The following is a 24,791-nucleotide window of genomic DNA, read 5'->3' on the forward strand; positions in this document are numbered from 1 at the left end:
CCCAGGTTTCCTTTTCATAAGTTTTTTTGGTTATGCTGTACTTCGCCCAGGCTAAGTTTCTCTGCTCTTCATATCTTTCTTACTGAGTTATCCTCGAGCGTATTGGGCATAAAAAATTATAAAAAAGACTTTTAATTCTTTTTATGTTCAATTAGTTAAATTAATAGTTGCAATATTTTTTATAGGTTGCTATAAAAAATGAAGGCGTTTACATTTTTGGACAATGACGCGTTGCAGTTATTGCGGGTCAATATTTGCAGGAGGGACGCAATGACAATGTTGTTTGCCGAATTTCAGCAAAAAGCAATACGACTAGCGACGTGTTTAGCGCGAACTAATGGACAACATGTGGGATGTTTAAGTTTTTTTTCCCTATTCATTTCGAGACATGCTGCCATGGATGATGCGACCACAATAAGTATGCTGGCTCACAGTTTAGATGAGACATATGAATTAATCCAATATGTTAAAGCCGTTAAAAGAAATCCTAAGCTAACTCTAGATGATTTCAATGAATTTAGAAGAAAGGTTATTATTGGAATATATTTGGTCAAGTGGTTTCAATATGATTCCTCGGTAAGTAATTATCTTCATCAAAGTTTAATTGATTTATTTCGTAGTCATTTAGGCATTCAATCTCTTGAAGACATGGACAAGGATTTTTTTTACTCATGCTTGAGTGAGTTGAGTTACTATTGCACTTTTGTATATGAACGACGCGAACAAAAAGCATATGATGATCTAAACGAGCGATTAGGAGCAACAATTCAAAAGGATATTCATGAGACAAAATATTTTTCGTTTAATAAGAACTCTTCATCCTTATATGGGTTTTATAAAGGTGTTATGAGCTCTCTAGGAATGAGTATGTATTAAGGAGGATGTATGACTTTTATCCCGCCAGCATTTGTAAAATTTAGAGTCAATACGCTTAACCTGGAAGCAAAATACTCCACTTTATTAGGAAGATATACAGTGGTAGATAGTAAGGTCAGTGATGGATCCTCTGTAGTACAACAATCTAGCCTTGAGGTATTAATCGCTAGAACAAATGAGGTAATAAAATGTAAATCGGGCAGAGATACTCAGATTGAAGTGTTTAATTTATTAATTAATGAATTGCGTCAAATTCCCAAGGAAGATAAAGAAAAAACCAAGCAAGGTACTTTGTTTTTATTAGGTGCATTAATTCATCGCTATTTTCGATTGATAATAGAATACGACAATCCTAAAGGATATATCTCTTGGAACTTCTTTGGTTGTGATGTAACTACTGTAAAATTATTCCAAGCCATAAGAAGAGCTTTGCAATTTAAAGAAATAGAAGAGGTTAAAAAAAGATATAGGGAGGATGATTTAAAGATTCTTGATGTTGTAACTATTGTAAACGCATTAGAAGTTTTTCGTGATAACATGCTGCTCGAAGATAAAGATAAAGTTCCTCGATTCATGAAATACCCCCATTTTGCAAAGGATGAACATTTCAAACAGTATCTTCAGGATATTATTGATCAACAAAGAGTGCGTGGCGCAGCGGTATTAAATCGATTTAAAGCGATTGATTTTGTTAAATCTCTATCAACACAAATCGAAAATGAACGCCAACAGCTTGAAAAAGATATCGAGAAATGGTGTAAAGGTGTAGCAAAAGATTATAAGAATTTTAATGCATTTAAAATTTTGGACGTAGAAGCAATTAATGCCAGTCTTATTAAACATGTTGAGTCAGAGACATCGAGAAATGTAATATTTGGTTTATTTTATACTCCCTCGATTCAAGAGGATCTCGAATCGATTGATCACAATAGTTTTTCGACAAAGATGAAAGAGTGTTCTGATTCTACATGCAGCTACATGCTTTTTGGTGGTTATGTATTGCTACTGCAGCAACAAAAGAGACTTGATACTGATCTGTTATTTACTATCCAACAAGCTTTAGGTCTGGAGCGATCCCTAGATGAACTGTCTAAGGAAGATATGTTAGACGGCGTGAAATTTCTCAAACGGTTCCTTGAAACAAAACAAGATGCTGCCTTGGATTGTGAGTTTTTTGAAGGAGCAGAGAAGATGCATACGGCGGTTGCACGGGCAGAGAAAGAACTTACCGTGCAAACAGCACCGAAAAAAGAGGAGCGTCACGTGGTGCTCTCGGTTTAAATTTTATTGCAAAGTAGCCTGGGATGTAGCGCAGCAAAACCCCAGGTTACACTTATAATTTTTTTCTTGTTTTGTTTAAAAACTCATTTTCTTGCTGGATGTAATCAAGATCAAAACGAAATAAATTAAATTTTGTATTTTTATCATAAATATCAATTTGTTCTATTTTTTTTAACTTATTGACTAGATTTATGGAGAGCGGAAGCCCACATAATTCAATAAACACCTTAATGAACCACATAGTGAACATCATAGTAATGAAAACAGAGTGAGGTAGTGTTTTATAAAATGCAATCGCTGTAAAAATTATACTATCCAGGCCCGAGGCTAAAAATGTGGCTAGAAGAAATCGTCCTCCCATATACCGTCCCTGGGTCTTAACTTTGGTTTTGGCAATAAGATAAGAATTGAACGATTCGGCAATCAGGTAACTGATAAATGATGCCAAAATAATTCTGGAGTTAATGGTTAACAGAGTATCGAAAAGAGCATTATTGGTTGTAAAATTAGGATTAGGCATATGGATGACAAGTTGGCCATATAAAATAAAAAATAAATTAAATACGAACCCACACCAAATCGTACGACGTGCATATTTATAACCATACACCTCAGTAATCAAATCAGAAAGCAAAAAGGATAATGGAAAGATCAATGTTCCAGCATCCGTTGTTAAGCCCCAAACATTAATTAACCGTGGATCAAACCAATTAGCCAGTATAATGATCATGGAATAAGTTAATGTCAAATACCACAAATAACTCGAATGAATAATAATTTTTCCATTTCCAAATCGATTATTTATTGTTGTATCCATGATTAAAGCGCTAATGAAAACGGATTAAAATTGGTCTTTACATCATAATGATCGACATTATCTTTGCGTTTTAAATAATTTGAAATATGGTATGTAATTGGCAATGCACATACTTCATACAGTACTTTGAGTAAATACATCGTTCCAATAATTTGCCAAATCCCTGCATAGGGAATTAGGAACAAAAAGGCAATATGAGTAAAAAGTAGTGTATCAATACCAACGCCAATCATCGTACTTGTAATCGCACGCAGCCAAAGTCGTTCCCCGGATGTCATCACTTTGAGTTTGGCTAAAATAATTGAATTGGCAAATTCGCCAAAAAAGTAACTAATGACGGAAGCTACGAAAACTCTTAATGTTCCTTGATATACAGTTGCATAAGCTTCTTGATGAGACCAGTAGGGCGAAGGGGTGAGATAAATGGTAAGCCAGGTGCCCAAAAATACAATAGTATTCGCGAGTAATGCCATCCAAATGATCCGCCTGCTTACTTTAAATCCATATACTTCGGTCAGAATATCATCAAAGACATAGGTTAAAGGGAAAAAAATTAAACCTGCAGCAAAATTGATGGAACCAAATGCAGCTATTTTAAAGGCAGCTAAATTCGATAAGATTAAAAAAGTTGTAAACAGTATTCCAACACTAATGACACTGGATTTGTTTGCGGATGCTTGTTTGGGGAATCTTTTAATTAAATCCAGATTATTGGTTTGTTCTGCAGAATATAAAGCCGCAATATGCGCTACATCTTCATGCGAAAAACTATCCAGCCATTTTTTTTGATACAGTTCGCTTACCGACTTATCAAAAGTTACTGCTTTACCAGTAACTTGAACTGTAACATAAACTTTTGCAGTGTTTTGATAACTGTCATCGACTGAGATAATCCGGTACGCATTAGAAATAATTTTATCCGCTGGTACTTGGAATAGTTGTTTTATTCGATGAAATAATTTATTGATCATATTTTTAGATTGAGAAAACAATAATGTCTGACATGCTTATTATGCCTAAAAGTAAAACAAAAGTCAGTACGCTTGTACCTGAGAACCTTATTGGTCAAAACATTCAAATGGAACCTCTTACTTTAAGTCATTATGAGCGTTTGCGTCATCCAGCCAATGATGCGCGAATTTGGACTTATATGCCCAATAAAGCGAATGGTGAGTTTTATGATGCCTGGTTTCAGAATTGTTTGATGAAGCAGATCCAAGGGATTCAACTTACCTATGTAATAAGACGGTTAAAGGATAATGAACTCATCGGAGGCCGAGCTTATTATGAAATAGATCTGCACCATAAAAAGCTAGAAGTTGGTTATGGTTGGCTTACTCCATCAGTATGGGGAAAGCAATATAATCACGAGTCTTTGCTGTTATTGTTTCAAAATGCATTTGAGATCTGGAATATCAATCGCATACAAATCGCAACAGACCCTCGCAATATCAAAAACTACAATACGTTAAAAAAATTAGGAGCAACAAGAGAGGGGATTTTGCGTCAACATATGATTCATCACAATGGCCAAATCACCGATACGGTCTTGTTTAGCATTCTTGCTGAAGAATGGCCTGAGGTGAAAAAAAAGTTGGTGCAACGATTAGACCAGATAGGAGTGGGTCGAGGTTAGAATGATTTGTAGCCTGGGTGCAGCGGCAGCGGAACCCGGGATCGATGATATTGCATTCCCAGGTTCCGCTGCCGCTGCACCCAGGCTACAAAAGCACTGAAGTCAAATGCTCAATTAATGACTTATAAACTTCATTCCACCATCTTTATAAGTGACTTTAATCGTCTCACCTGACTTGAATTTCCCCGTCAATATATCTTGAGCCAGAGGATTTTCCAATTGTTGTTGAATCGTACGCTTTAAAGGTCTTGCTCCATATACTGGATCGAAACCTGCTTCTGCTAAGTGCGATAATGCTTCCTGAGTTACATCAAGATGAATATCTTGTTGTTTCAGACGTTTTTGCAAATAACCAATTTGGATTGCAGCAATTTTCGCAATTTGATCTTTAGCAAGAGAATGGAAGACTACGGTATCATCAATGCGGTTAATGAATTCAGGGCGGAAGTGCTGGCGTACCATTTCCATTACTGCATCCTTAATTTGGTCGTATTTAAATTTATTTCCCATTTCCTGAATCAGATTGGAACCCAGGTTTGAGGTCATGACAATAATGGTGTTGCGAAAGTCAACAGTACGTCCTTGGCCATCAGTCAAGCGTCCATCATCCATCACTTGCAAGAGTATATTGAACACATCTGTATGCGCTTTTTCTACTTCATCAAGTAAAATAACTGAATAAGGCCTGCGTCGAACAGCTTCCGTCAAATAGCCTCCTTCCTCATAACCAACATATCCAGGTGGTGCACCAATTAGACGGGCAACAGAATGTTTTTCCATAAATTCGGACATATCGATGCGAACCATTGCTTCTTCGGTATCAAAGAGAAATGAAGCCAGGGCCTTACATAATTCAGTTTTACCCACGCCAGTAGGACCAAGGAATAAAAATGATCCAATAGGACGATTAGGGTCGGATAATCCGGCACGTGCACGACGAATGGCATTGGATACAGCATCTATTGCCTCATTTTGACCTATGAGACGATGATGCAATACTTCTTCCATCCTCAGTAATTTTTCTTTTTCACCCTCCATCATCTTAGCTACAGGTATGCCTGTCCATTTGGAAACGACTTCTGCCACTTCATCTTCTGTTACTTTATTACGGACTAATTTGTTTTCATGAGATTCTGCTTCAGCCACTTGTGCCAAACGCTTTTCAAGTTCTGGGATACGTCCATATTGTAATTCAGACATTCTACTCAAATCTCCGGCTCGACGTGCGGTTTCCATTTCAAGCTTAGCTTGTTCAAGGGCTTCTTTAATTTGAGTCGCTCCCTGCATCATTGCTTTTTCTGATTTCCAAACTTCTTCTAAATCCGAGTAGTTGTGTTCCAGCTCGTCAATCGTATGTTGTAAGTCTTCAAGTCGTTTTTTAGATGCTTCATCGGATTCTTTTTTGAGCGCCTCACGTTCAATTTTCAATTGAATCAACCGTCGTTCCAACTTATCCATGCTTTCGGGTTTAGAATCAATTTCCATGCGAATCAGACTCCCTGCTTCATCGATTAAATCAATCGCTTTATCGGGAAGTTGTCGGTCTGTAATGTATCGGTGCGATAGCGTAGCAGCTGCGACTATAGCTGGGTCAGTAATTTCAACCCCATGATGTACTTCATAACGTTCTTTTAAACCACGAAGAATAGCAATTGTATCTTCAACACTCGGTTCATCAACAAGAACTTTCTGGAAGCGACGTTCCAAAGCGGCGTCTTTTTCGATGTATTGTCGGTACTCATCAAGAGTGGTTGCGCCGATGCAATGGAGCTCACCGCGTGCTAAAGCTGGTTTTAGCATGTTTCCTGCATCCATTGCACCCTCTGCTTTTCCAGCACCAACCATAGTATGAAGCTCATCAATAAAGAGAATAATTTGACCTTCTTGTTTTGCTAGATCATTAAGAACAGCTTTCAGCCGCTCTTCGAATTCACCACGAAATTTTGCTCCGGCAATCAAAGCCCCCATATCCAATGAAAGCAAGCGTTTATTTTTTAGACCTTCAGGAACCTCACCATTAATAATACGTTGTGCCAATCCTTCAACAATTGCTGTTTTACCTACACCGGGCTCACCAATTAAAACAGGATTATTTTTTGTACGCCTTTGCAATACTTGAATGGTTCTGCGAATTTCATCATCGCGACCAATTACTGGGTCTAATTTACCTTGTTCTGCACGAGCGGTTAGGTCTAGAGTATATTTCTCAAGAGCTTGACGTTGCTCCTCTGCGTTAGGGTCATTAACTGTTTCTCCACCACGCAACTCATTAATTGCATTTTCTATTGCTTTCGCTTCACCCCCTGCTTGTTTGAGTATGCGAGAAAGGCTGCCTTCCTCACTTATTGCCGCTAAAACAAAAAGCTCGCTGGAAATAAAATTGTCTTTCTTTTGTTGTGCCAGCTTATCAGTAAGATTTAATAGACGATTTAATCCATTGGAAACATGGATATCACCTCCAATTCCAGCAACTTTAGGAAGTTTATCTAATGCCTGATCTAAAAGAGTTCTTAAGAGAGGAATATTAACACCAGCCTTACTGAGCAGGGGTCTGCAAGTACCTCCTTGTTGATCAAGAAGCGCCTTCATTAAGTGTTCGGGTTCGATAAAGCCATTATCTCTTCCTAATGCTAGAGATTGAGCATCTGCCAGGGCTATTTGAAACTTTGATGTTAGTTTATCCATTCTCATGATGTATAACCTTCTAATGGTTAATGGGTATTAATTTTTTTGCATCTACCGTAAAATGAGGACTAATTTAATTATTTCAAGTGATTGTTATGACAAATGACCATTCTTCTAATTCTACTTCGGATTCTCAGGCCCTGCTGAATCAAATCATTATTGATTATATGAAAGAGGCGAAAAGAAAGCGCAGATGGAAATGGTTTATGCGTGTTATTTATTTGCTCATCATTGCTTATATAGTTTATTACGTGTCGAAGGGTACCAGTGAAGAAATAGGTACTAATATCAAGCCTCACGTAGGTATCGTAGATATTGTAGGTGAAATGTCTGAAACTAAAGCCAATGCAGATGATTTTGCCAGGGGATTGGATTCAGCTTATAAAAACTCTGGGTTAAAAGCAGTGATTATTCGTATTAATAGCCCAGGAGGCAGTCCAGTTCAGGCTGAATACATGTACAACATAATAAAGTTTTATCAAAAAAAATATCCGGATATAAAAATTTATTCAGTTTGTGTGGATGCGTGTGCTTCTGCTGCGTACTATGTTGCTGTTGCAACGGATACTATTTATGCTAGTCCCGCAAGCATGGTTGGTTCTATAGGTGTTTTGTATAATGGTTTTGGTTTTGTAGATTTAATTAATAAAGTTGGTATTTCGCGAAGATTACAAGCATCAGGTGCAAATAAATCATTTTTAGATCCTTTTACTCCTGAAACAGATTTTGCCAAGCAAAAATTACAGGTAATGCTGGATCAAGTACATGAGCAATTTATTAATCGAGTAAAAGAAGGTCGAGGAAGTCGCTTACATATTGATAATGACACCTTTTCTGGACTTTTTTGGACTGGTGAGCAGGCTTTAGCAATAGGGCTAATTGATGGTCTTGCAAGCAGTGGACAGGTAGCTCGTGAAGTAATTAAAGTTCCTGAAGTTGTCGATTATACCCGTAAGCAAAATCTTTTTGATCGAGTGTCCAAAAGTCTTGGGACTGCTTTGGCTGATGAGCTTCCTTTAGCTCTCGGATTAAAGCAAGGCATTCAATAAAATTGAGGCCTGAATTCTTTGTAGCCTGGGTGAGGCGCAGCGAAACCCGGGATCTGAAACAAGTGATTCCTGGGTTGCGGCTCTGCCTTCACCCAGGCTACGGTTTTCTTATTTCAAAACAGGGGAAATAGTTTGTAATAATGATTTAAAGACTTTAGGTGTTCCGGCAACAATGTCTCCATGCTTGAGAAAATCATCACCGCCTTGTACATCGCTAATTAATCCACCTGCTTCTCGAATTAATAAGGATCCTGCCGCAATATCCCAAGGACGTAAACCGAACTCCCAAAATCCATCCAACCGACCACTGGCGACATAAGCCAAATCAAGTGCTGCAGATCCAGTTCTTCTGACTCCAGCACATTTACCAAATAATGCTTCAAAAGTAGGTAAGTATTTTTGTGCTGCATTGATGTCACGGGATGGAAAACCAGTTCCTAAAAGCGCGGCTACAAGTTGAGTTTGCTTGGAAACGCGTATTCTTCTATCATTTAATCGCGCTCCGCGTCCTCGGCTTGCAGCAAAACATTCATGTCGTAATGGATCGTAAATAACTCCATGTTCTATCCTGCCTTTAACCTTTACCCCTATAGAAACTGAAAAGAAAGGAAATCCATGTAAATAATTTGATGTTCCATCGAGGGGATCAATAATCCAGGTTGACTCGCCATCTCCTTCTTGGACACCACTTTCCTCAGCAAGAATCCCATGTTCAGGATATGCTTTATGAATCGTATGAATAATGGCTTGTTCGGCTTTGATGTCTACTTCGCTAAAATATTCATGGTTATTTTTAGCGGTAATTTTGAGACGATCCACTTGCTCTATATGTCGAATTATAATTTCACCGGCCAATCGTGCTGCGTTAATTGCTATATTTAAAAGTGGTTCCATGAATATTACTCTTGAGTGTGCAAAACCGGTGATTCTATCATATTTTTTTTGCGCAAATAGGGTTAAATATGAAAAAAGCAAAAATCGTCAAAAAGGGTGTTCGATGATATGATATAATCATTTCAATGCATTAATAAAAGTTTTTATGAAGTTAAGTTCAATCCGTATTATTCTAGTAGCCACATCTCACCCTGGTAACATAGGCTCAACAGCTCGAGCGATGAAAACTATGGGGTTAAATTCACTGTATCTGGTTAAGCCTAAATCTTTTCCGGATTATAAAGCAAAAGAAATGGCAGCAGGAGCTGATGATCTTTTGGAACGTGCGGTCGTTACTGAAACTTTAGATGAGGCTTTGGTTGGTTGTCAGCTGATTTTGGGGACAAGCGCAAGACCCAGAGGCCTTTCTTTACCTGGCTTAATTCCTGCATCGTGTGCGGATTTGGTAAGTCAACAATCAGAAAATACTCAAATTGCGATTGTTTTTGGAAGGGAGCATGCAGGTCTTACTAACGAAGAGCTGCTAAAATGTCATTATCATATTCATATCCCGAGTAATCCTGAATATGCCTCACTTAATTTGGCACAGGCCGTACAGATTATTGCTTATGAGTTGCGCATGAAGCTATTAACACCCCAAGCAGAAGTGGCGTTACGTCAGGATGAATATGCTACAGCAGATGAAATTGAGCAGTTTTATGAGCATTTGAGGGAGGTTTTTGTTGCGATTCAATTTTTAAAAGCGTCAAATCCAAGACGTTTAATGCAGCGCGTACGTCGATTATTTAATCGCGTGAATTTGGAAAAAACGGAAGTAAATTTGTTAAGAGGGATGTTAAGTCAAGTACAAAAATCGTTGGAATGGGCAAGTAAAAGGGGTCGGAGTGAAGAAAATAATTAAAATACCAATTTATTTTGATTATATGGCAACAACACCTACTGATCCGCGTGTAGTAGAGCGGATGGTCCATTATTTAGGTCCGGATGGAGATTATGGTAATCCTTCTTCAGTAACTCATGAATACGGTCGCGTTGCCGCTCTTGCTGTTGAGCATGCGCGTTTACAAGTTGCAGATTCAATCCACGCTTCCATCCAGGATATAGTATTTACCTCAGGTGCCACAGAAGCGAATAATTTGGCGATAATAGGCGCAGCCCACTTTTATAAGAATAAAGGTAAGCATTTGATTACGATGAGTACAGAACACAAGGCAGTGCTCGATAGTTTTGACCGTTTAGAAAAAGATGGATTCGAAGTAACCTATATAGAGCCTGAATCCAATGGTTTGCTTGATCTTGAGAAACTGGCTCAAGCATTGAGACCAGATACCATTTTAGTATCCATCATGCATGTGAACAATGAAATCGGTGTAGTGCAAGACATTGGGTCTATTGGCACTTTATTACGTCATAAAGGAATTCTTTTTCATGTTGATGCGGCACAAAGTGCTGGAAAAATTTCTATTGACCTTGAACATCTTTCTGTGGATTTAATGGCGCTATCGGCACATAAAAATTATGGCCCAAAAGGTGTAGGTGCGCTTTATGTCCGGCATAAACCACGAATTCGTCTGCAACCGCAAAGTTTTGGTGGTGGACATGAGGGAGGCTTACGCTCAGGAACTTTGGCCACGCATCAAATTGTGGGTATGGGAGAAGCATTTGCATTAGCTGAAAGTTTACGGGAGGAGGAGCAAGCCCGTCTTTTAAGCTATCGTCAGCGCTTATGGAATGGTATTAAACATTTGCCAGGCATTCAACTCAATGGAGATGAACAAAAGCGAATTGCGGGTAATCTTAATATAAGTTTTGCCGGTTTAGATGGGGATTCTTTGCTGTTAGCATTGAATGAGCTAGCCGTATCTACTACTTCAGCCTGCAGTTCTTCCAGTATCCAACCCTCTTACGTGTTGAGAGCTTTAGGGGTAAGTGATGATTTAGCGCAAAGCAGCATTAGATTATCTATAGGGCGTTTTACTAAGGAAGAAGAAGTAGAATACGCAATTAATGTTATTTGCACACAAGTAACTCGATTGCATGAAATATCACCATCATGATGTATAATAGAATTGTGCAGGATTGTTTTTTTTCACCCAGACATGTAGGGGTTATCAATTTAAATGATCATTTTGCGGTTGTTGTTAAAAACAACCAAAAAGGTCAGGGAACGATTGAACTCTATGTACAGTGTGATTCAGAGGGGACAATTGTCCGAGCTTGTTTTAAAACAAATGGTAATCCTTATGTAATTGCCAGTCTGGAATGGTTGTGCAGGCAGCTTGAAGGGCAGACTATAGATGCCGTGCCACAAATTGATTATCAGCTTATTGTCAAAGAATTAGATATTCCTGTTGCTCAATATCCTATAGCATTAAGGATTATTGATGTTTATAAAGAAGCATTGCTTTTAATAAAGAAAACAAATCGAGTCGAGAGGTAATAATGAGTGTAGTAATGCATCATATAGAAAGCACCGTGCCTGAAATCAGTTTTACTGAAGCAGCAGTAAAACACTTGGTATCTTATTTGCAAAAAAATTCTGAATATACCGGGATTCGTTTGTCGGTAAAAAAAACAGGGTGTTCTGGTTTATCGTATGTTATTGATTATGTACGCGCTCCTGATAAAGACGATTTGGTTCTTGCTTTGACTGAAAACTATAGTGCATGTATTGATAAGTCCAGCTATCCCTTTCTGAAAAATATGAGTGTTGATTACGTAAAACAGGGATTAAATTATAAATTTGTTTTCAATAACCCTAACCAAACAGGTCAATGTGGATGTGGGGAAAGTTTCACAGTAGATTAGAGACATATTTAGCTATGTCGCCTGGGTGAAGCGAAGCGCAACCCGGGATTCCTTATTTTTAAGCATCCCAGGTATTCACGAATAAAAATTATATATTACATGGAAAAACGGAAACTGGATTGATGCTCTTTAATTTGTTTTCTGCTTAATTGCTGCTTATTTGAAAAAAAGCCTAAAAATTTATTTAATTCAGCTTTGGCTGAAGCACCGAAAATTAACTCATCATCTGTACCTAAGACGACCGGATCACTGAGATCCTGATAAACTGTCGTAATGGGGTGAGGCTCTGTTTCAAGATGCCAATTCAATTTGCTGTGGCAGCTGGGACATACCTCTATAGGAATGCCAAGTTTGTTAATGCGATCTTTTTGTTGCGTGGTTAGATAAATACAATGACCTAACCGTACTTTGCCATGTAATGGATTTTTGTTCTTATCAGGGTGTTGTGATTTCCATTCCTCTAATGCTGTTAAGACTGCATCAGTATCTTGCCGTTCCTGAGCAGTATTGGATTCGCCAGCATGAATCGCAACAGCCACGCCTTTATTTAAAGCGAGTTGAATTACCTTGGCTAACTCATTTCCTGCGAGAGTTCTATTTGCCACAGGATTTCCTGAAATATCCAAACCGACTAAAACTTTATCTGGACTTGATAGTACGCGATCGATCAAGTAATTTGCATCATCTAAATTGTGTAATGTTCTGTCCAGGCTCAATAATCCAACAGCTTTTTTGTCCGTTATTTTTTGATTTGCTTGGAGTAGACCAAATACGAATGAGTCTATATATTTATCACGCGTTTCATTTGCCATTTCTTTGGGCGTCGTTCTAATTTCAAGGTACTTAGCTTTTGAACTTTCTACTACATCCACTACGCCATCAGAAATATCAATTAGATTCTGAATAATCTTATGCACCAAGCCAAACTGTTTCCAAATAATCGCAATTAACTCTTTGGAATAACCACTTTCTGGCTGCTGCGTTGTTTTTTGGAGATATTCTGTACGTACTCGAATTAATTCTTCATATATTTCTATGCAGTTATTTTTTTTGGCTGTTTTTTCCAGAAACGACAAACTCAAGCTTCCATTAAGATGGCAATGTAAATCACTGGTATGTTTTCTAGTCATCTTTATCCTTAATTAACTCAATTACGAGCAGTTTATTCAGAATAATTTAAAAATAAATACAATTTCGTAATTTTTTGAGCGATCGAGTAAAAATTATGCAATTTTTCTTATTATTTTCCTATGCTTAATAGAAATAACCCTAACACATTAATTAAATAATAAATTCGCCTTGTCCATTTAACTTGTAAAATGGTAAAATTTTTTTGACTTAATATTTCCTTAAGAAATGAATATCATTAAAACAATATTTACACTCTTTGAGATGTTTGGTACTATATAGGCCATAGTGTTCGGTGAGTGTATGTACTGGGCATAATTTTATTTAATTAATCTGTACTAGGAGACTTAAATGAGCACAGAAACAATGGTGCAAAGCAGCGAAGCACTTTCACATCAAGTAATTCATGCTGTTAAGGGTTATTTAACCAGTGTTAATAATAAAGATTCTAACTTGAATTTATATCAATTAATTGTTGAAGAAGTTGAAGCGCCGTTATTTCGTACTGTTATGGAGTTAACTCGTTACAATCAATCAAAAGCTGCTCGTGTTCTTGGTGTAAGCCGTGGTACTTTGCGCACCAAGTTAAAGCGTTATTTTGATGACGAATTTATTGGAACTCGTGATTTCTAATTGATTAAGAACGACCTCGCTGGTTTTTTCATATATTAATTTCCCAATATAGTGGTCTTTGGCTAGGCACTCTGCTACTATTGATAACAGAGTTGGTCAGACAATCGCTCTTTGTTTTGCAAAGGGAGGAAAGTCCGGGCTCCAGAGGGTAGAGTGCCAGGTAACGCCTGGGAGGTGTGAACCTACGGAAAGTGCCACAGAAAATATACCGCCTCTTAGAGGTAAGGGTGAAATGGTGCGGTAAGAGCGCACCGCGCGTCTGGTAACAGACGTGGCAGGGAAAACCCCACTCGGAGCAAGACCAAATAGGAGTCCATTTGACTGAAAAGTCATTACGTGTGACCCGCACGGGATTCGGGTAGGTCGCTTGAGGCATGTGGTGACGCATGTCCCAGATGAATGATTGTCCATGACAGAACCCGGCTTATCGACTGACTCTTTTTACTTCATTATCCGCTTAAAGAACCCCTGAAACAAAATAAGCTCCAGTTCCAGTGCACTATGAAAGGACTGAATTCCATGTTCTGGATTTTGTTAATTAGATAGATCAATAGCTATGTTCATATTTTAAAATGACCCTATTTTGCCCTTAATGTAAATTGTATTTTCATTTGGTTTGAAATATGTTTAATTTGTTGTCAATTTAGATTATAATATAGTCATTCTGTTTTTAATGTAACGCGTAATATGAGAAATCAGCAGCTGCGAGCCATTTATGCAAACCAAAGAGAAATTTCCACTGAGCGAACACTTCTAGAGCAAGTTAAAGAGTTCGCTGAAATAGGGTTTAATAAAAACCTCGAAGAATACATTAAATCAAATAGAGAAAAAATTGAGTTATACACCTCTATTCAGTTTGATACCTCAAAATATTCCGAGAAGTATTTGGAATTCTTAAATGGCTTAATTCTAGCCTTATCCTTAGAAGAAAAAGATATCAAAACAAAGACGATTCGTGATAAGCGTGCTTTGAATGAACATTATTCAAGGCAGCCAAAAACTAAGGGCGAATATCCGTCAATTGAAGACGTTGAGGACTCGACGACTCTCAATAGGAACGTTATCAATCGACTGGATGCATTTAAAAAGGAAGTAGAGGCTCTTCGCAATCAACAACTAATCCTGAAAGCTAAGTCTTTAGTAAAATCAGCAAAGGCTGACATCGATGTAAATCAGGAAAACTTGAGATTAATGAAAATCGGTTATCTTGAGTTGCTTTCGAACTATTCACTAGAATCATCTGTTGCATTTGAGCGGGAATTTGACCATTTATTTGGTGAAAAGTCCATCTCAACATTCAGAAAGCACTTTGCTGGAAGAAAACGCATTATGGATGAAATCATGGAGGAGTGTAAAGAAACCTCTGTGGAAGAAGAGATTAAGAAGGAACAATTCAAGCTTGATCAGCACATCATGAACTTTGAATTGATTGTGAAGCAAGCCACAGATTTAAAGAGCTTAGCAACACTACTTAAGCAAGTAAAAACTATTGAAGGCAGTATCACACAAAAAGCAGGTGAACTGCTAATCCCTTCAGAAGCTCAGAAACTTCAAGAACTCATCCGATTTATTGCAGAAAAAGAGCAAGAAATACAGCGTATCAAAAAAGGGATTAAGGGTACCTCGGAAATACATCAACAAACTATCCGGGCTATTGAGACGATTGAACAATCCATTCAGAAAAAAAAGGTAGAAGCCGAATCTTTTTTACAGCAAATCAGTAAGACGAGCAGTGAAGTCCAACAAAAAATAGAAGGCCGTCAAGTGGGCGTTCCCGCTCCAAGTGATCAAGTAAATAAAGAGGCCTCACTAACAAAGAAAAATCGGCTGCTAGAAGCAATCTCATTAATAAAAACATATAGAGAAACTTTAGAAAGCGAGCAAAAAAAATTTTCTGTAAAATTTTTCCATAAATCAAGAAATCACGAGAAGCTCAGCTATTGCCAGTCATTAGAAAAAGAACTTAACTCGCAAATTAATACTTTAGATCGTGAAAGCAACCTACTCCTGATTATTAAAAACGCTCATGATAAAGCAACCAAGGAGTCTGGTGCTCAAAAAGAAATCACCAAAGGTGGCAGTTATTTCGGTACAAGCCGCATGCTCAGTTTACAACGACTTTTGGGTATTGATGAAGCCTGGCAAACGAAAGGACACTCCAAATTCCTTGTATTTTCAACTCAGTCTAATTTACATGGGCTTAAGACGTCGGGAGTCGTTGGGGATAAAGTACATAAAATTGTGAAGAATTTCTATCTTGGAGTAGATAACAGTAATGAACCATACCAGGAGATAAAAAAGCAGGCATTCCCAAATGCAGCCGTCAATAACCCACAATGTTCTTGATAAAACTTGCTTAATTAGAACTCACGGGGGAGAGAGTATTCTTTCGGAATATGAATTAAAATCTTTTTTTATTCAATATTAATTACCTGCCAAATGTTTTTTTAGTAGAGTATTGATTTGTTCGGGATTCGCCTTTCCTTTGGTTTGTTTCATTATTTGTCCCACAAAGAAGGCCAATAATTTTTCTTTTCCTGCTCTGTAATCCGCTGCTTGTTCAGGGTACTGCTGAATCAATTTAATAATCAGCTCTTCCCAAGCAGCAGTATCATCTACCTGCTGATATCCCTCGCGCTCGATAATTACTTCAATATTTTTTTCACCAGCCCACAATAAAGTAAAAATAGAACGTGCATTGTTTAAAGAAATAGCACCCTCATGCAGCTTATCGAGTAGATTTGCTATTAATTCTGCGGATATACGCGGGGTATCAAAGGTTAAATTCTCTTCATTCAAAGCTGCAGCATATTGACCTTTTAGCCAATTAATGATCATCTTTGCTGGGGCACGGCATCGAGCTTTAACTGATTTAAAAAAACGATACGCTGCAGGTGAAGAAAGAATAAAATTAATGTCTTCCTCATTGAGAGAGGGGGTGTTTTTTAATTCAGCATGAATTTTCTCTGGCAAATCCGGTAAATTATTCTTTACTTCCGCAATGAGGAATCGGGTGATTTGTATTGGTAATAAATCAGGATCTGGGAAATATCGGTAATCATTTTCATTTTCTTTACTGCGCATTGCGTGCGTTGTATGCGTGTCAGGATTATAAAGACGAGTTTCTTGGATTACGTGTTGGCCACTTTCCAGTATATCCTGATGTCGTGCTTGTTCGTAAGCGATAGCTTTCTCGATAAAACGAAATGAATTCAAATTTTTCAATTCCGTTCGTGTTCCTAAAACAGATGAACCTTTGGGTTTTAGAGATAGGTTGACATCGCAACGGAAATTCCCTTCTTGCATATTACCATCACAAATCCCTAGAAACTGAACCAATTGATGCAGTTTTTTGAGATAGCTCACTGCTTCATGGCTTGAAAACAAACAAGGGGTAGTTACTATTTCCAATAGAGGGGTTCCTGCTCGGTTAAGATCAATTCCACTGTAGCCTGAATGAACCCCATGTAATGATTTACCTGCATCTTCTTCCAAATGGGCACGTACGATCATCACCTCTTTTTCAGTGCCATCATTTAGAGTAATTACCAATTTACCATTGCTGACTATGGGCTTTTGAAATTGGCTAATTTGATAGCCTTTGGGTAAATCGGGATAAAAATAATTTTTGCGCTCAAAAACAGATTGATCATTAATATCCGCCTGAATGGCCAAACCAAATTGAATTGCCATAATTACTGCTTCCTGATTCAATACAGGCAAAACACCAGGAAATCCTGCATCGATAAAGCAGGTTTGAGAATTAGGGGCAGAACCAAAAGCAGTAGATGCACCAGAAAAAAGTTTTGATTTTGTTTTGAGCTGAATATGTACTTCAAGGCCAATGACTGTATCCCATTCCATAATTCACCTTTATTGGTTTGGACTGGCCAAATGCCAGTTGGTCTGTTGTTGATAATGATGAGCTATTTGGAGTAAGTGGCTTTCACCAAAATGTTTGCCCATGAGTTGCATGCCTATAGGTAGCCCTTTAGCAAAGCCTGCGGGTATGGAAATTGCAGGGAGTCCAGCAAGGTTAGCAGCTACAGTAAACACGTCAGCCAAGTAATTTTGAATTGGATCAGCAATTTTTTCACCCAGTTTAAATGCACACGTTGGGGATGTTGGTCCGAGAATAACATCGACCGATTTTAGAGTTGTGACCAGTTCTTCTTGGATAAGACGACGAATTTTTTGTGCTTGCAAATAATAGGCATCAAAATAACCCGATGAAAGAACGTGAGTACCAGTAAGAATTCGGCGTTTTACTTCGATACCAAATCCTTCACTGCGAGTATTACGAATGAGCTCAGTTAATGTTGTTGCATGATCACTGCGATAACCAAAGCGCAAACCATCATAACGTGATAAATTGGATGAAGCTTCAGCGCACGCAACCACATAGTAACAAGGTACCCATAAAGGTTGGAGTTCTAAATTCAATTGAATAATTTCGGCGCCCATGCTTTCGAAAGTTTTTACTGCTTCACGAATCGCATTTTGTATTTCTTGCTCCACCTGGGGTTGAAAAAAACATGAAGGGAGTCCAATTTTTAATTTGGGTAAGGGTTTTTTGAGTTCGGCATAATAATCGGGAATTGTTGCATCAACCGATGTAGAGTCTTTGGGGTCAAATCCTGCCATAGCTTGAAGCACCAATGCGAGATCCTCAGCGCTTCTGGCCAAAGGTCCGGCCTGATCCAGACTGGATGCATAAGCAATCATTCCGTAGCGGGAAATGAGTCCATAAGTGGGTTTAATTCCACTAATTCCACAAAGGGCAGCCGGTTGGCGTATCGAGCCTCCTGTGTCAGAGCCTATAGCGAAAGGGACCAAACCGGCAGCTACGGCTGCTGCTGAGCCACCCGAGGAACCACCAGGAACCCGTTCTTTATCCCACGGATTTTTTACCGCACCAAAGTAACTGTTTTCATTAGACGAACCCATGGCAAATTCGTCCATATTCGTTTTACCTATCAGAATCGAGCCTTGTTCAAGTAACTTACTGGCCAAAGTCGCTTCATAAGGTGATTGGAACTGTTCAAGCATTTTAGAAGCACACGTAGTTGGCATACGCTTGGTACAAAACAAATCTTTTAATGCCATAGGGATGCCAGTAAGGATTTTTTCATTCCCATTTTTAAACTGATGATCTGCTTTTTGAGCTTCAAGAAGCGCATGCTCTTCATCTAAACTAATAAAGGCGTTTAAATCTTTATGTTTTTGAATTTGCTTTAGGTAATGTTGCGTTAATTCAACACTAGAGAGTTTCCTATGATGTAAATCCTGAGATAATTGCTTTAATGATAAATGTTCCATGATTATTTACTCTGGTCTATAACTTGAGGTACTAAATAAAGATCGTGTTCGAATTGTGGTGCAAGGGTCTCTAATTCAACCAGACAATTTTCTTCAGTAACCGCATCAGGTCTTAAACGTTGACTTAAGGCAAGAGGATGAAAAAGCGGTTCAATCTCTTGGGTATTAACAGAGCGCAGTTGATCGACAAAATTCATGATTGCGTTAATATCTTCAATGAGTTTTGGCGAATGTTCTATATCCGTATCCAGATAGGCTAATTGAGAAATTTTCTCTAAATCTTGTGCTGAGATGGTCATAAAATGGTACCTCACAGAATGAACGCCATATTATAACGAGGATGTTATAACTTATAAATATAAAAGTAGTTGTAGCCGGATGATTTATAGCCTGGGTGCAGCGCAGCGAAACCCGGGATCAATGGTTTATTCATATTCCGAAAACCCGGGTTTCGCTGCGCTGCACCCAGGCTACATAATTTGATTATTTTTTCAGATAAGGAAATTCATCCTGTAATAAATGAATTACATGGTGTAATTGTTCCTTGCTTTTTACAATAAGAAGCACGGTATCATCACCAGCAATTGTACCTAATATACTTGAGTTTTGAGTGGTTTGAGGTGAGTAAGACACGAATTTTCTGTCAATAAAAAAAGCCAGACTGTTTGCGTTGCCAGGATGTGTATGAAGCACGATAAGACCATAATCGGATACTTGCATATTCAATACCAAAGGCAGGTTGGGTATATTGAAATCCACTACTTGATAAGTACCCCCTATTTTCGCGATTTTTAATTTTTTCAATCTTCGCGATAGAGTTGCTTGAGGAATAGTATAGCCTCGTTCCTTTAAACTGGTTTGCAAATCAATTTGTTCCGCAATTTTCTCTGTTTGCACAATATTTAATATATGCCCATCAAGAGCAGCATCTTGGCTCATGTATCTCTCCACTTTATGTGTGTTTTGTGAATACAAAATCATTTTTAATGAAATTATATTCAAAATATCTTGACAGGGCAAGTCAAGATTGATAAATTTGAAAAAACGCATAAAAACTGGATGTATATTCAAATGAAACAAATATTCTTTACATTTTTAGCAGGTTTTGCCTTTTTTGTTTCTCTTTGCTACGCAAAGATTTCCAATGATGGGGGGCAATATATTCATTTTGCAGTTGCTGCAGAATATCCACCATTTGAATATAACGATCATGGTGAAATCAAAGGGTTTGATATTGATTTAGCGCGCTTGATTGCCAAAAAACTGGGTAAGGAAGCAATTTTTGATACCATGCAATTCAGCAGTATTTTACCTGCTTTAAGTACAGGACAGGTTGATACAGCAATTTCTACGATCACGATTACAGAACAGCGAAAAAAGAATTTTGATTTCACTAAGCCTTATTATTTCGAAAGTATGGCCGCTGTCTTTCCTGAACAAAAGCCGATTAACGATGTGAAGCAATTAGCTGATAAAAAAATAGCAGTTCAATTAGGCAGTACCATGGAAATTTGGTTAAAAAAGAATATGCCAAATGCCAGCCTTCTCGTAATGGATAATAACAATCAAACCATCGCAGCCCTAAAGGCTGGTCATGTTGATTTGGTACTTGTTGATGGAGTTCAAGGTGCGGTATTTAGTCAGAAAAATCCTGGACTATCCTTTGCGATTCTTGCTCAATCAGCAGATGGTTATGGTTTGGCACTGAAAAAGAATTCTGAATTAACTCACAAAATAAATCATGTTTTATTTGAACTGGAGCAAAGTGGTGAGCTTGCTGCACTCAAGAAAAAATGGTTGGAGGACACAAAATGGAAGAGTTAAAACAAAATGTTCTCTATATTGGCGAGGGAACTTTAGTTACTTTGATTCTGTTATTCGGTGGGTTACTGATAGGGACTTTATTAGGAACAGCACTGGCTTTATTGCGACACCAAGGGATTATGAAACCAATAATAAATGGTTTTGTTTCGATAATGAGAGGGACTCCAGTAATTTTACAACTTAGTTTTATCTATTTTGCTGCACCTGCATTAATTGGTATCAAGGCAAATATTTTAGTAGCAGGACTTTTAACTTTTGGTTTAAACAGCTCCGCTTATATTGCTGAGATTCTGAGAGCAGGAATAGAACATTTGCCAAAGGGGCAGTTTGAGGCAGCAAAAACGCTGCAAGTGCCTGGTTTTTATCTATGGAAGGATATTGTTTTACCGCAAGTCATTAAGAATATTTTCCCTGCATACATTAATGAAATGATTGCATTGCTGAAAGAAACTGCTTTGATTGCAACTATAGGAGGAATGGATTTGATGCGCAGAGCGCAATCGGTGGCTGCAGAGCAATTTACCTATTTTGTTCCACTGTGCATTGCAGGTTGTTTTTACTATGGTATGGTGCTCTTGATTGAGTTCCTAGGCAAGAAAATGGAACAAAGGGGGCTTTATGTTAGCCATTAAGCAAGCCTGTAAATATTTTGGTTCGCTAACCATATTAAATAATATTAACTTAAACGTACACGCCCAAACGGTACTTGGTTTGGCCGGTCCATCAGGAAGTGGAAAATCCACATTGCTACGTTGTATACAACAATTAGAAACTTTGGATTCAGGTACGATTGAAGTAGCCGGTCAAAGTGGTTTTATGTTTCAGGATTTCCAACTTTTTCCACATATGACTGTGATGAACAATTTGGTGTATGCCCCTCGTCTACACAATAAAATGGTACCTCATGAAGAACAGGCACATGAGTTACTGCTGAGTTTGGGAATTAGCGATAAAGCATCTGCCTATCCCCACCAATTATCTGGAGGGCAAAAACAACGAGTTGCTTTAGCACGTAGCTTGATGATGAAACCCAACTTATTACTTTGTGATGAGCCTACATCAGGTCTTGATCTGGCAACGATTGATGAAGTAATTAACTTATTAAATACTGTGAAATCTTTAGGAGTTACGATGGTAATTGCCTCCCACGATCTTGATTTCTTAAGCAAAATGTCCGATCGATTAATTGTTCTAAAAGGGGGACAGCTAGTCGCAGATGTAGTACCTAAGGAATTGGCTGAACCTATTTTACATTTAAAAAAATACTACCAGGAGTAAACCATGACTGAATCGATTAAAAAAATTGTCCTTGCCTATTCGGGTGGCTTGGATACTTCGGTAATGATTCCATGGCTTAAAGAACATTACCAGCAGGCAGAGATTATCGCGATGGTTTGTGATTTAGGACAAAATGAAGATTTAACGGCGATTAAAGAAAAAGCAATAAAAAGTGGTGCCTCAAAAGCCTACGTGATGAATGTCCAAGATGAATTTGTTAGCGACTATCTGTGGCGATTGGTTAAAGCAGGAGCACTTTATGAAAACCAATATATTCTAGGTACCATTTCTCGACCGCTCATTGCAAAAAAACTGGTTGAAATTGCCCTGTTGGAAAACGCAGATGCTGTTGCCCATGGAGCCACTGGAAAAGGTAATGATCAGGTTCGCTTTGAATATACGGTAAAAGCTTTAGCTCCGGAGCTTAAAATTATCGCTCCATGGAGATCCTGGAAAATTAAGTCCAGACAAGAGGCCATTGAATATGCCAAATTGCATGGTATTGAAGTGCCGGTTACACCTAAGTCACCTTATTCACGCGATCATAATCTTTGGTATATTTCGCATGAAGGGGGTGTTTTAGAAGACCCAGGTCAACCTATGCCTGATGACTTATTGCTGATGACTGCATCTTTAGAACAATCCTCAAACAATGCTGAATTAGTAAGCATTGAGTTTGATCACGGCGTACCTGTTGCCTTGAATGAAAAAAAAATGCATTCAGTGGCGTTGCTTAAAGAGTTAAATAAAATTGCAGGTGCTCATGGAATTGGGGTTGCAGACCTTGTAGAAAATCGATTGGTTGGAATGAAAATCAGAGGAATATATGAAGCACCTGCGGCTGCTGTTCTTTATAAGGCGCATCAGATGCTTGAAAGTCTATGTCTTGATCGATCAACTTTGCATTTAAAACAGTCATTACAGCAAACTTATGCCAATCTTGTTTATGAGGGACGATGGTTTTCCCAAGCCAAAAATGCATTGGATGCATTAATTGATGTAACACAACAGCATATGACTGGGACTGTAAGCTTGCAATTATTCAAAGGAAACATTATTCCTTATGGAATGCACTCTCCATTTAGTTTGCATGATCCTGCATTAGCTACTTTTGAAGAGGATGGTGTTTACAACCAACAGGATGCTGAAGGATTTATCAATTTATTTTCTTTATCAGCACAGGTGTATGGCAAGGTACATAATGGGAGATAAATAATGGCTCATAAAACATGGGGAGGGCGATTCAAAAAAGAACTCGATCCGGGTGTCATGCATTTTAATGCTTCCTTGGCTTTTGATAAGGTGCTTTATGCTCACGATATAGTCGGGAGTCAGGTACATGCAAAAATGCTTGCACGACAAAAAATTATTTCCGAGGGTGAAGCAGATTTAATATGCAATGGTCTTGAAGAAATAAGCCATGAAATAGGAAAGGGTATCCATGAATTTGATGAGTCTTGTGAAGATATTCATATGTTTGTGGAGCAATTACTTATTGCTAAAATTGGTGATGTGGGTAAAAAGCTGCATACAGGTCGAAGTCGAAATGATCAGGTTGCCCTGGATTTAAGATTGTATGCTCGTGATGCAGGTGGGGAGATTAATCTGCTTTTGCAGCGCTTAAACCAGGCTTTGGAAAAGTTGGAGAGTCATCATGCTGAAGATAAAATCCCAGGTTATACCCATTTGCAGCAAGCTCAGCCAATTTATTTAGGACAATTTTTTGCTGCTTATTTGGCAATGTTTCAACGCGATTTAGGCCGTTTGCACGATTGGCATACACGGATGAATTTCTCTCCTCTAGGCGCTGGGGCTTTAGCAGGAAGTATGCTCCCTTTAGACAGAGCGTGGGTTGCAGAAACTCTGGGCTTTAACGGAGTGATTGAGAATACACTTGATGCAGTAAGCGATCGAGATTTTATTATTGAATTTTGTTCTGTTGCTTCCATCATTTTGATGCATTTGTCGCGTCTTGCTGAAGATTTGATTCTTTGGGCTACTCAAGAGTTTGGTTTTATTACTCTTGATGATGCCTTTGCTACCGGCTCATCGTTGATGCCTAACAAGAAAAATCCAGATGTTCTGGAGTTAATCAGGGGGAAAAGCGGTCGAGTTTTTGGGCATTTAATGGGTATTCTAACGGTAATGAAAGGATTACCGCTTGCATACAACAAGGACATGCAAGAAGACAAAGAGTGTCTTTTTGATACAATAAATACCTTGACCGCGTGCCTGGAAATAATTACTCCTTTTCTTGAAAGCATCCACTTTAATACAAACGTGATGGAGCAGAAAGCCAATAGCGGTTATCTGAATGCTACTGCAGTATTGGAATCCTTGGTTTTACAAGGTATGCCTTTTAGGGATGCGCATCATCAGGTGGGTTTGTGGGTCCAGGAAGCAATGGATAAAAATTGTTCTCTTGATGAGATTATTAAAAATCAATCGTGAATAACGTAGCCTGGGTGCAGCGAAGCGTAACCCGGGTTACGGCTTCGCCCTGAGTGATCCTCTCATTTTTGAATCGCTAAAAAAAAGATGCAAGCGATGGAAACTTTTGATC

24 protein-coding genes and 1 other RNA gene are annotated in these 24,791 nt (G+C 38.3%); 16 read left to right on the forward strand and 9 right to left on the reverse strand.

Translation table 11 applies throughout. The features are described 5' to 3' along the window. The first annotated feature begins 270 nt into the window (after positions 1 to 270). Both Lani_RS12775 and Lani_RS12780 read left to right on the forward strand, forming a co-directional pair. Entirely contained in the window at positions 271 to 876 is a 606-nt protein-coding gene (locus Lani_RS12775; RefSeq protein ID WP_019233097.1) for a hypothetical protein, read from the forward strand. Between the two features lie 9 nt (positions 877 to 885). Next, the gene (locus Lani_RS12780; RefSeq protein ID WP_019233096.1) at positions 886 to 2,157 is read left to right on the forward strand and encodes a hypothetical protein; all 1,272 of its coding nucleotides are present in this window, start codon (positions 886 to 888) and stop codon (positions 2,155 to 2,157) included. Between the two features lie 52 nt (positions 2,158 to 2,209). Here the strand turns inward: Lani_RS12780 and Lani_RS12785 are convergent, their stop codons facing one another. Next, complete coding sequence (locus tag Lani_RS12785) at positions 2,210 to 2,974, reverse strand: queuosine precursor transporter (RefSeq protein WP_019233095.1); 765 nt, start codon at positions 2,972 to 2,974, stop codon at positions 2,210 to 2,212. A 2-nt stretch (positions 2,975 to 2,976) separates the two neighbouring features. Continuing rightward, positions 2,977 to 3,945, reverse strand: coding sequence for a queuosine precursor transporter (locus Lani_RS12790; protein ID WP_019233094.1), 969 nt, complete (start codon positions 3,943 to 3,945; stop codon positions 2,977 to 2,979). A 23-nt stretch (positions 3,946 to 3,968) separates the two neighbouring features. Here Lani_RS12790 and Lani_RS12795 point away from each other — a divergent pair, with 23 nt between their 5' ends. Next, positions 3,969 to 4,610, forward strand: a complete 642-nt coding sequence (locus Lani_RS12795; protein ID WP_019233093.1) for a GNAT family N-acetyltransferase — start codon at positions 3,969 to 3,971, stop codon at positions 4,608 to 4,610. 114 nt (positions 4,611 to 4,724) lie between these two features. On the opposite strand, the gene clpB is transcribed toward Lani_RS12795, so the two are convergent. Beyond that, the gene (gene clpB, locus Lani_RS12800) at positions 4,725 to 7,301 is read right to left on the reverse strand and encodes an ATP-dependent chaperone ClpB (protein WP_019233091.1); all 2,577 of its coding nucleotides are present in this window, start codon (positions 7,299 to 7,301) and stop codon (positions 4,725 to 4,727) included. Positions 7,302 to 7,390: 89 nt separating this feature from the next. Between clpB and Lani_RS12805 the strand changes: the two genes are divergently transcribed. Then, on the forward strand, positions 7,391 to 8,344 hold the full coding sequence (locus tag Lani_RS12805) for a S49 family peptidase (RefSeq protein WP_019233090.1): 954 nt from the start codon (positions 7,391 to 7,393) through the stop codon (positions 8,342 to 8,344). Between the two features lie 108 nt (positions 8,345 to 8,452). Here the strand turns inward: Lani_RS12805 and Lani_RS12810 are convergent, their stop codons facing one another. Continuing rightward, positions 8,453 to 9,238: an inositol monophosphatase family protein gene (locus Lani_RS12810; protein ID WP_019233089.1), complete on the reverse strand. Its 786-nt coding sequence runs from the start codon at positions 9,236 to 9,238 to the stop codon at positions 8,453 to 8,455. Between the two features lie 145 nt (positions 9,239 to 9,383). Between Lani_RS12810 and trmJ the strand changes: the two genes are divergently transcribed. From trmJ to Lani_RS12830, 4 genes are read left to right on the forward strand one after another with little or no spacing between them, the layout of a single operon-like run. Beyond that, positions 9,384 to 10,139 (forward strand): tRNA (cytosine(32)/uridine(32)-2'-O)-methyltransferase TrmJ, encoded by a 756-nt coding sequence (gene trmJ / locus Lani_RS12815; protein WP_019233088.1) that lies wholly within the window; start codon positions 9,384 to 9,386, stop codon positions 10,137 to 10,139. Beyond that, positions 10,123 to 11,295, forward strand: a complete 1,173-nt coding sequence (locus Lani_RS12820; RefSeq protein ID WP_019233087.1) for an IscS subfamily cysteine desulfurase — start codon at positions 10,123 to 10,125, stop codon at positions 11,293 to 11,295. Before trmJ ends, Lani_RS12820 begins: the two co-directional genes overlap by 17 nt. Continuing rightward, positions 11,292 to 11,678 (forward strand): iron-sulfur cluster assembly scaffold protein, encoded by a 387-nt coding sequence (locus Lani_RS12825; RefSeq protein ID WP_019233086.1) that lies wholly within the window; start codon positions 11,292 to 11,294, stop codon positions 11,676 to 11,678. Before Lani_RS12820 ends, Lani_RS12825 begins: the two co-directional genes overlap by 4 nt. A 2-nt stretch (positions 11,679 to 11,680) precedes the next feature. Continuing rightward, entirely contained in the window at positions 11,681 to 12,046 is a 366-nt protein-coding gene (locus tag Lani_RS12830; protein WP_040522261.1) for a HesB/IscA family protein, read from the forward strand. A 95-nt stretch (positions 12,047 to 12,141) separates the two neighbouring features. On the opposite strand, the gene Lani_RS12835 is transcribed toward Lani_RS12830, so the two are convergent. After that, the gene (locus tag Lani_RS12835) at positions 12,142 to 13,176 is read right to left on the reverse strand and encodes an amidohydrolase family protein (protein ID WP_019233084.1); all 1,035 of its coding nucleotides are present in this window, start codon (positions 13,174 to 13,176) and stop codon (positions 12,142 to 12,144) included. A gap of 349 nt (positions 13,177 to 13,525) precedes the next feature. On the opposite strand from Lani_RS12835, the gene Lani_RS12840 reads away from it, so the two are divergent. The 3 genes from Lani_RS12840 to Lani_RS12845 all read left to right on the forward strand — a co-directional run bounded on the left by Lani_RS12840 (position 13,526) and on the right by Lani_RS12845 (position 16,153). Continuing rightward, the gene (locus tag Lani_RS12840) at positions 13,526 to 13,807 is read left to right on the forward strand and encodes a helix-turn-helix domain-containing protein (RefSeq protein ID WP_019233083.1); all 282 of its coding nucleotides are present in this window, start codon (positions 13,526 to 13,528) and stop codon (positions 13,805 to 13,807) included. Positions 13,808 to 13,895: 88 nt separating this feature from the next. Continuing rightward, positions 13,896 to 14,250: RNase P RNA component class A (rnpB, locus tag Lani_RS12895), an RNA gene on the forward strand. A gap of 442 nt (positions 14,251 to 14,692) precedes the next feature. Continuing rightward, complete coding sequence (locus Lani_RS12845; RefSeq protein ID WP_127908238.1) at positions 14,693 to 16,153, forward strand: hypothetical protein; 1,461 nt, start codon at positions 14,693 to 14,695, stop codon at positions 16,151 to 16,153. A gap of 78 nt (positions 16,154 to 16,231) precedes the next feature. Here Lani_RS12845 and gatB read toward each other — a convergent pair whose 3' ends face one another. From gatB to Lani_RS12865, 4 genes are all read right to left on the reverse strand, one after another. Beyond that, complete coding sequence (gatB, locus tag Lani_RS12850) at positions 16,232 to 17,671, reverse strand: Asp-tRNA(Asn)/Glu-tRNA(Gln) amidotransferase subunit GatB (protein WP_019233081.1); 1,440 nt, start codon at positions 17,669 to 17,671, stop codon at positions 16,232 to 16,234. A 9-nt stretch (positions 17,672 to 17,680) separates the two neighbouring features. Further along, a complete protein-coding gene (gene gatA / locus Lani_RS12855) occupies positions 17,681 to 19,126 on the reverse strand; it encodes an Asp-tRNA(Asn)/Glu-tRNA(Gln) amidotransferase subunit GatA (protein ID WP_019233080.1) in 1,446 nt (481 codons plus the stop codon). A 2-nt stretch (positions 19,127 to 19,128) separates the two neighbouring features. Further along, positions 19,129 to 19,425, reverse strand: coding sequence for an Asp-tRNA(Asn)/Glu-tRNA(Gln) amidotransferase subunit GatC (gatC, locus tag Lani_RS12860; RefSeq protein WP_019233079.1), 297 nt, complete (start codon positions 19,423 to 19,425; stop codon positions 19,129 to 19,131). Between the two features lie 184 nt (positions 19,426 to 19,609). Continuing rightward, positions 19,610 to 20,065 (reverse strand): arginine repressor, encoded by a 456-nt coding sequence (locus Lani_RS12865; RefSeq protein ID WP_019233078.1) that lies wholly within the window; start codon positions 20,063 to 20,065, stop codon positions 19,610 to 19,612. 132 nt (positions 20,066 to 20,197) lie between these two features. On the opposite strand from Lani_RS12865, the gene Lani_RS12870 reads away from it, so the two are divergent. From Lani_RS12870 to argH, 5 genes are read left to right on the forward strand one after another with little or no spacing between them, the layout of a single operon-like run. After that, positions 20,198 to 20,950 carry a substrate-binding periplasmic protein gene (locus tag Lani_RS12870; protein ID WP_040522280.1) on the forward strand — a complete coding sequence of 251 codons (753 nt, stop codon included), beginning with the start codon at positions 20,198 to 20,200 and terminating at the stop codon, positions 20,948 to 20,950. Then, entirely contained in the window at positions 20,938 to 21,582 is a 645-nt protein-coding gene (locus tag Lani_RS12875) for an amino acid ABC transporter permease (protein WP_019233076.1), read from the forward strand. Before Lani_RS12870 ends, Lani_RS12875 begins: the two co-directional genes overlap by 13 nt. Beyond that, entirely contained in the window at positions 21,569 to 22,228 is a 660-nt protein-coding gene (locus tag Lani_RS12880) for an amino acid ABC transporter ATP-binding protein (RefSeq protein ID WP_019233075.1), read from the forward strand. The genes Lani_RS12875 and Lani_RS12880 overlap by 14 nt, the downstream gene beginning before the upstream one ends. A 3-nt stretch (positions 22,229 to 22,231) precedes the next feature. After that, positions 22,232 to 23,440: an argininosuccinate synthase gene (locus Lani_RS12885; protein WP_019233074.1), complete on the forward strand. Its 1,209-nt coding sequence runs from the start codon at positions 22,232 to 22,234 to the stop codon at positions 23,438 to 23,440. 3 nt (positions 23,441 to 23,443) lie between these two features. After that, entirely contained in the window at positions 23,444 to 24,679 is a 1,236-nt protein-coding gene (gene argH, locus Lani_RS12890; protein ID WP_019233073.1) for an argininosuccinate lyase, read from the forward strand. Positions 24,680 to 24,791 lie beyond the last annotated feature (112 nt).

Origin of the sequence: Legionella anisa, from assembly GCF_001467525.1 — a bacterium.
GTDB classification, from domain to species: domain Bacteria; phylum Pseudomonadota; class Gammaproteobacteria; order Legionellales; family Legionellaceae; genus Legionella; species Legionella anisa.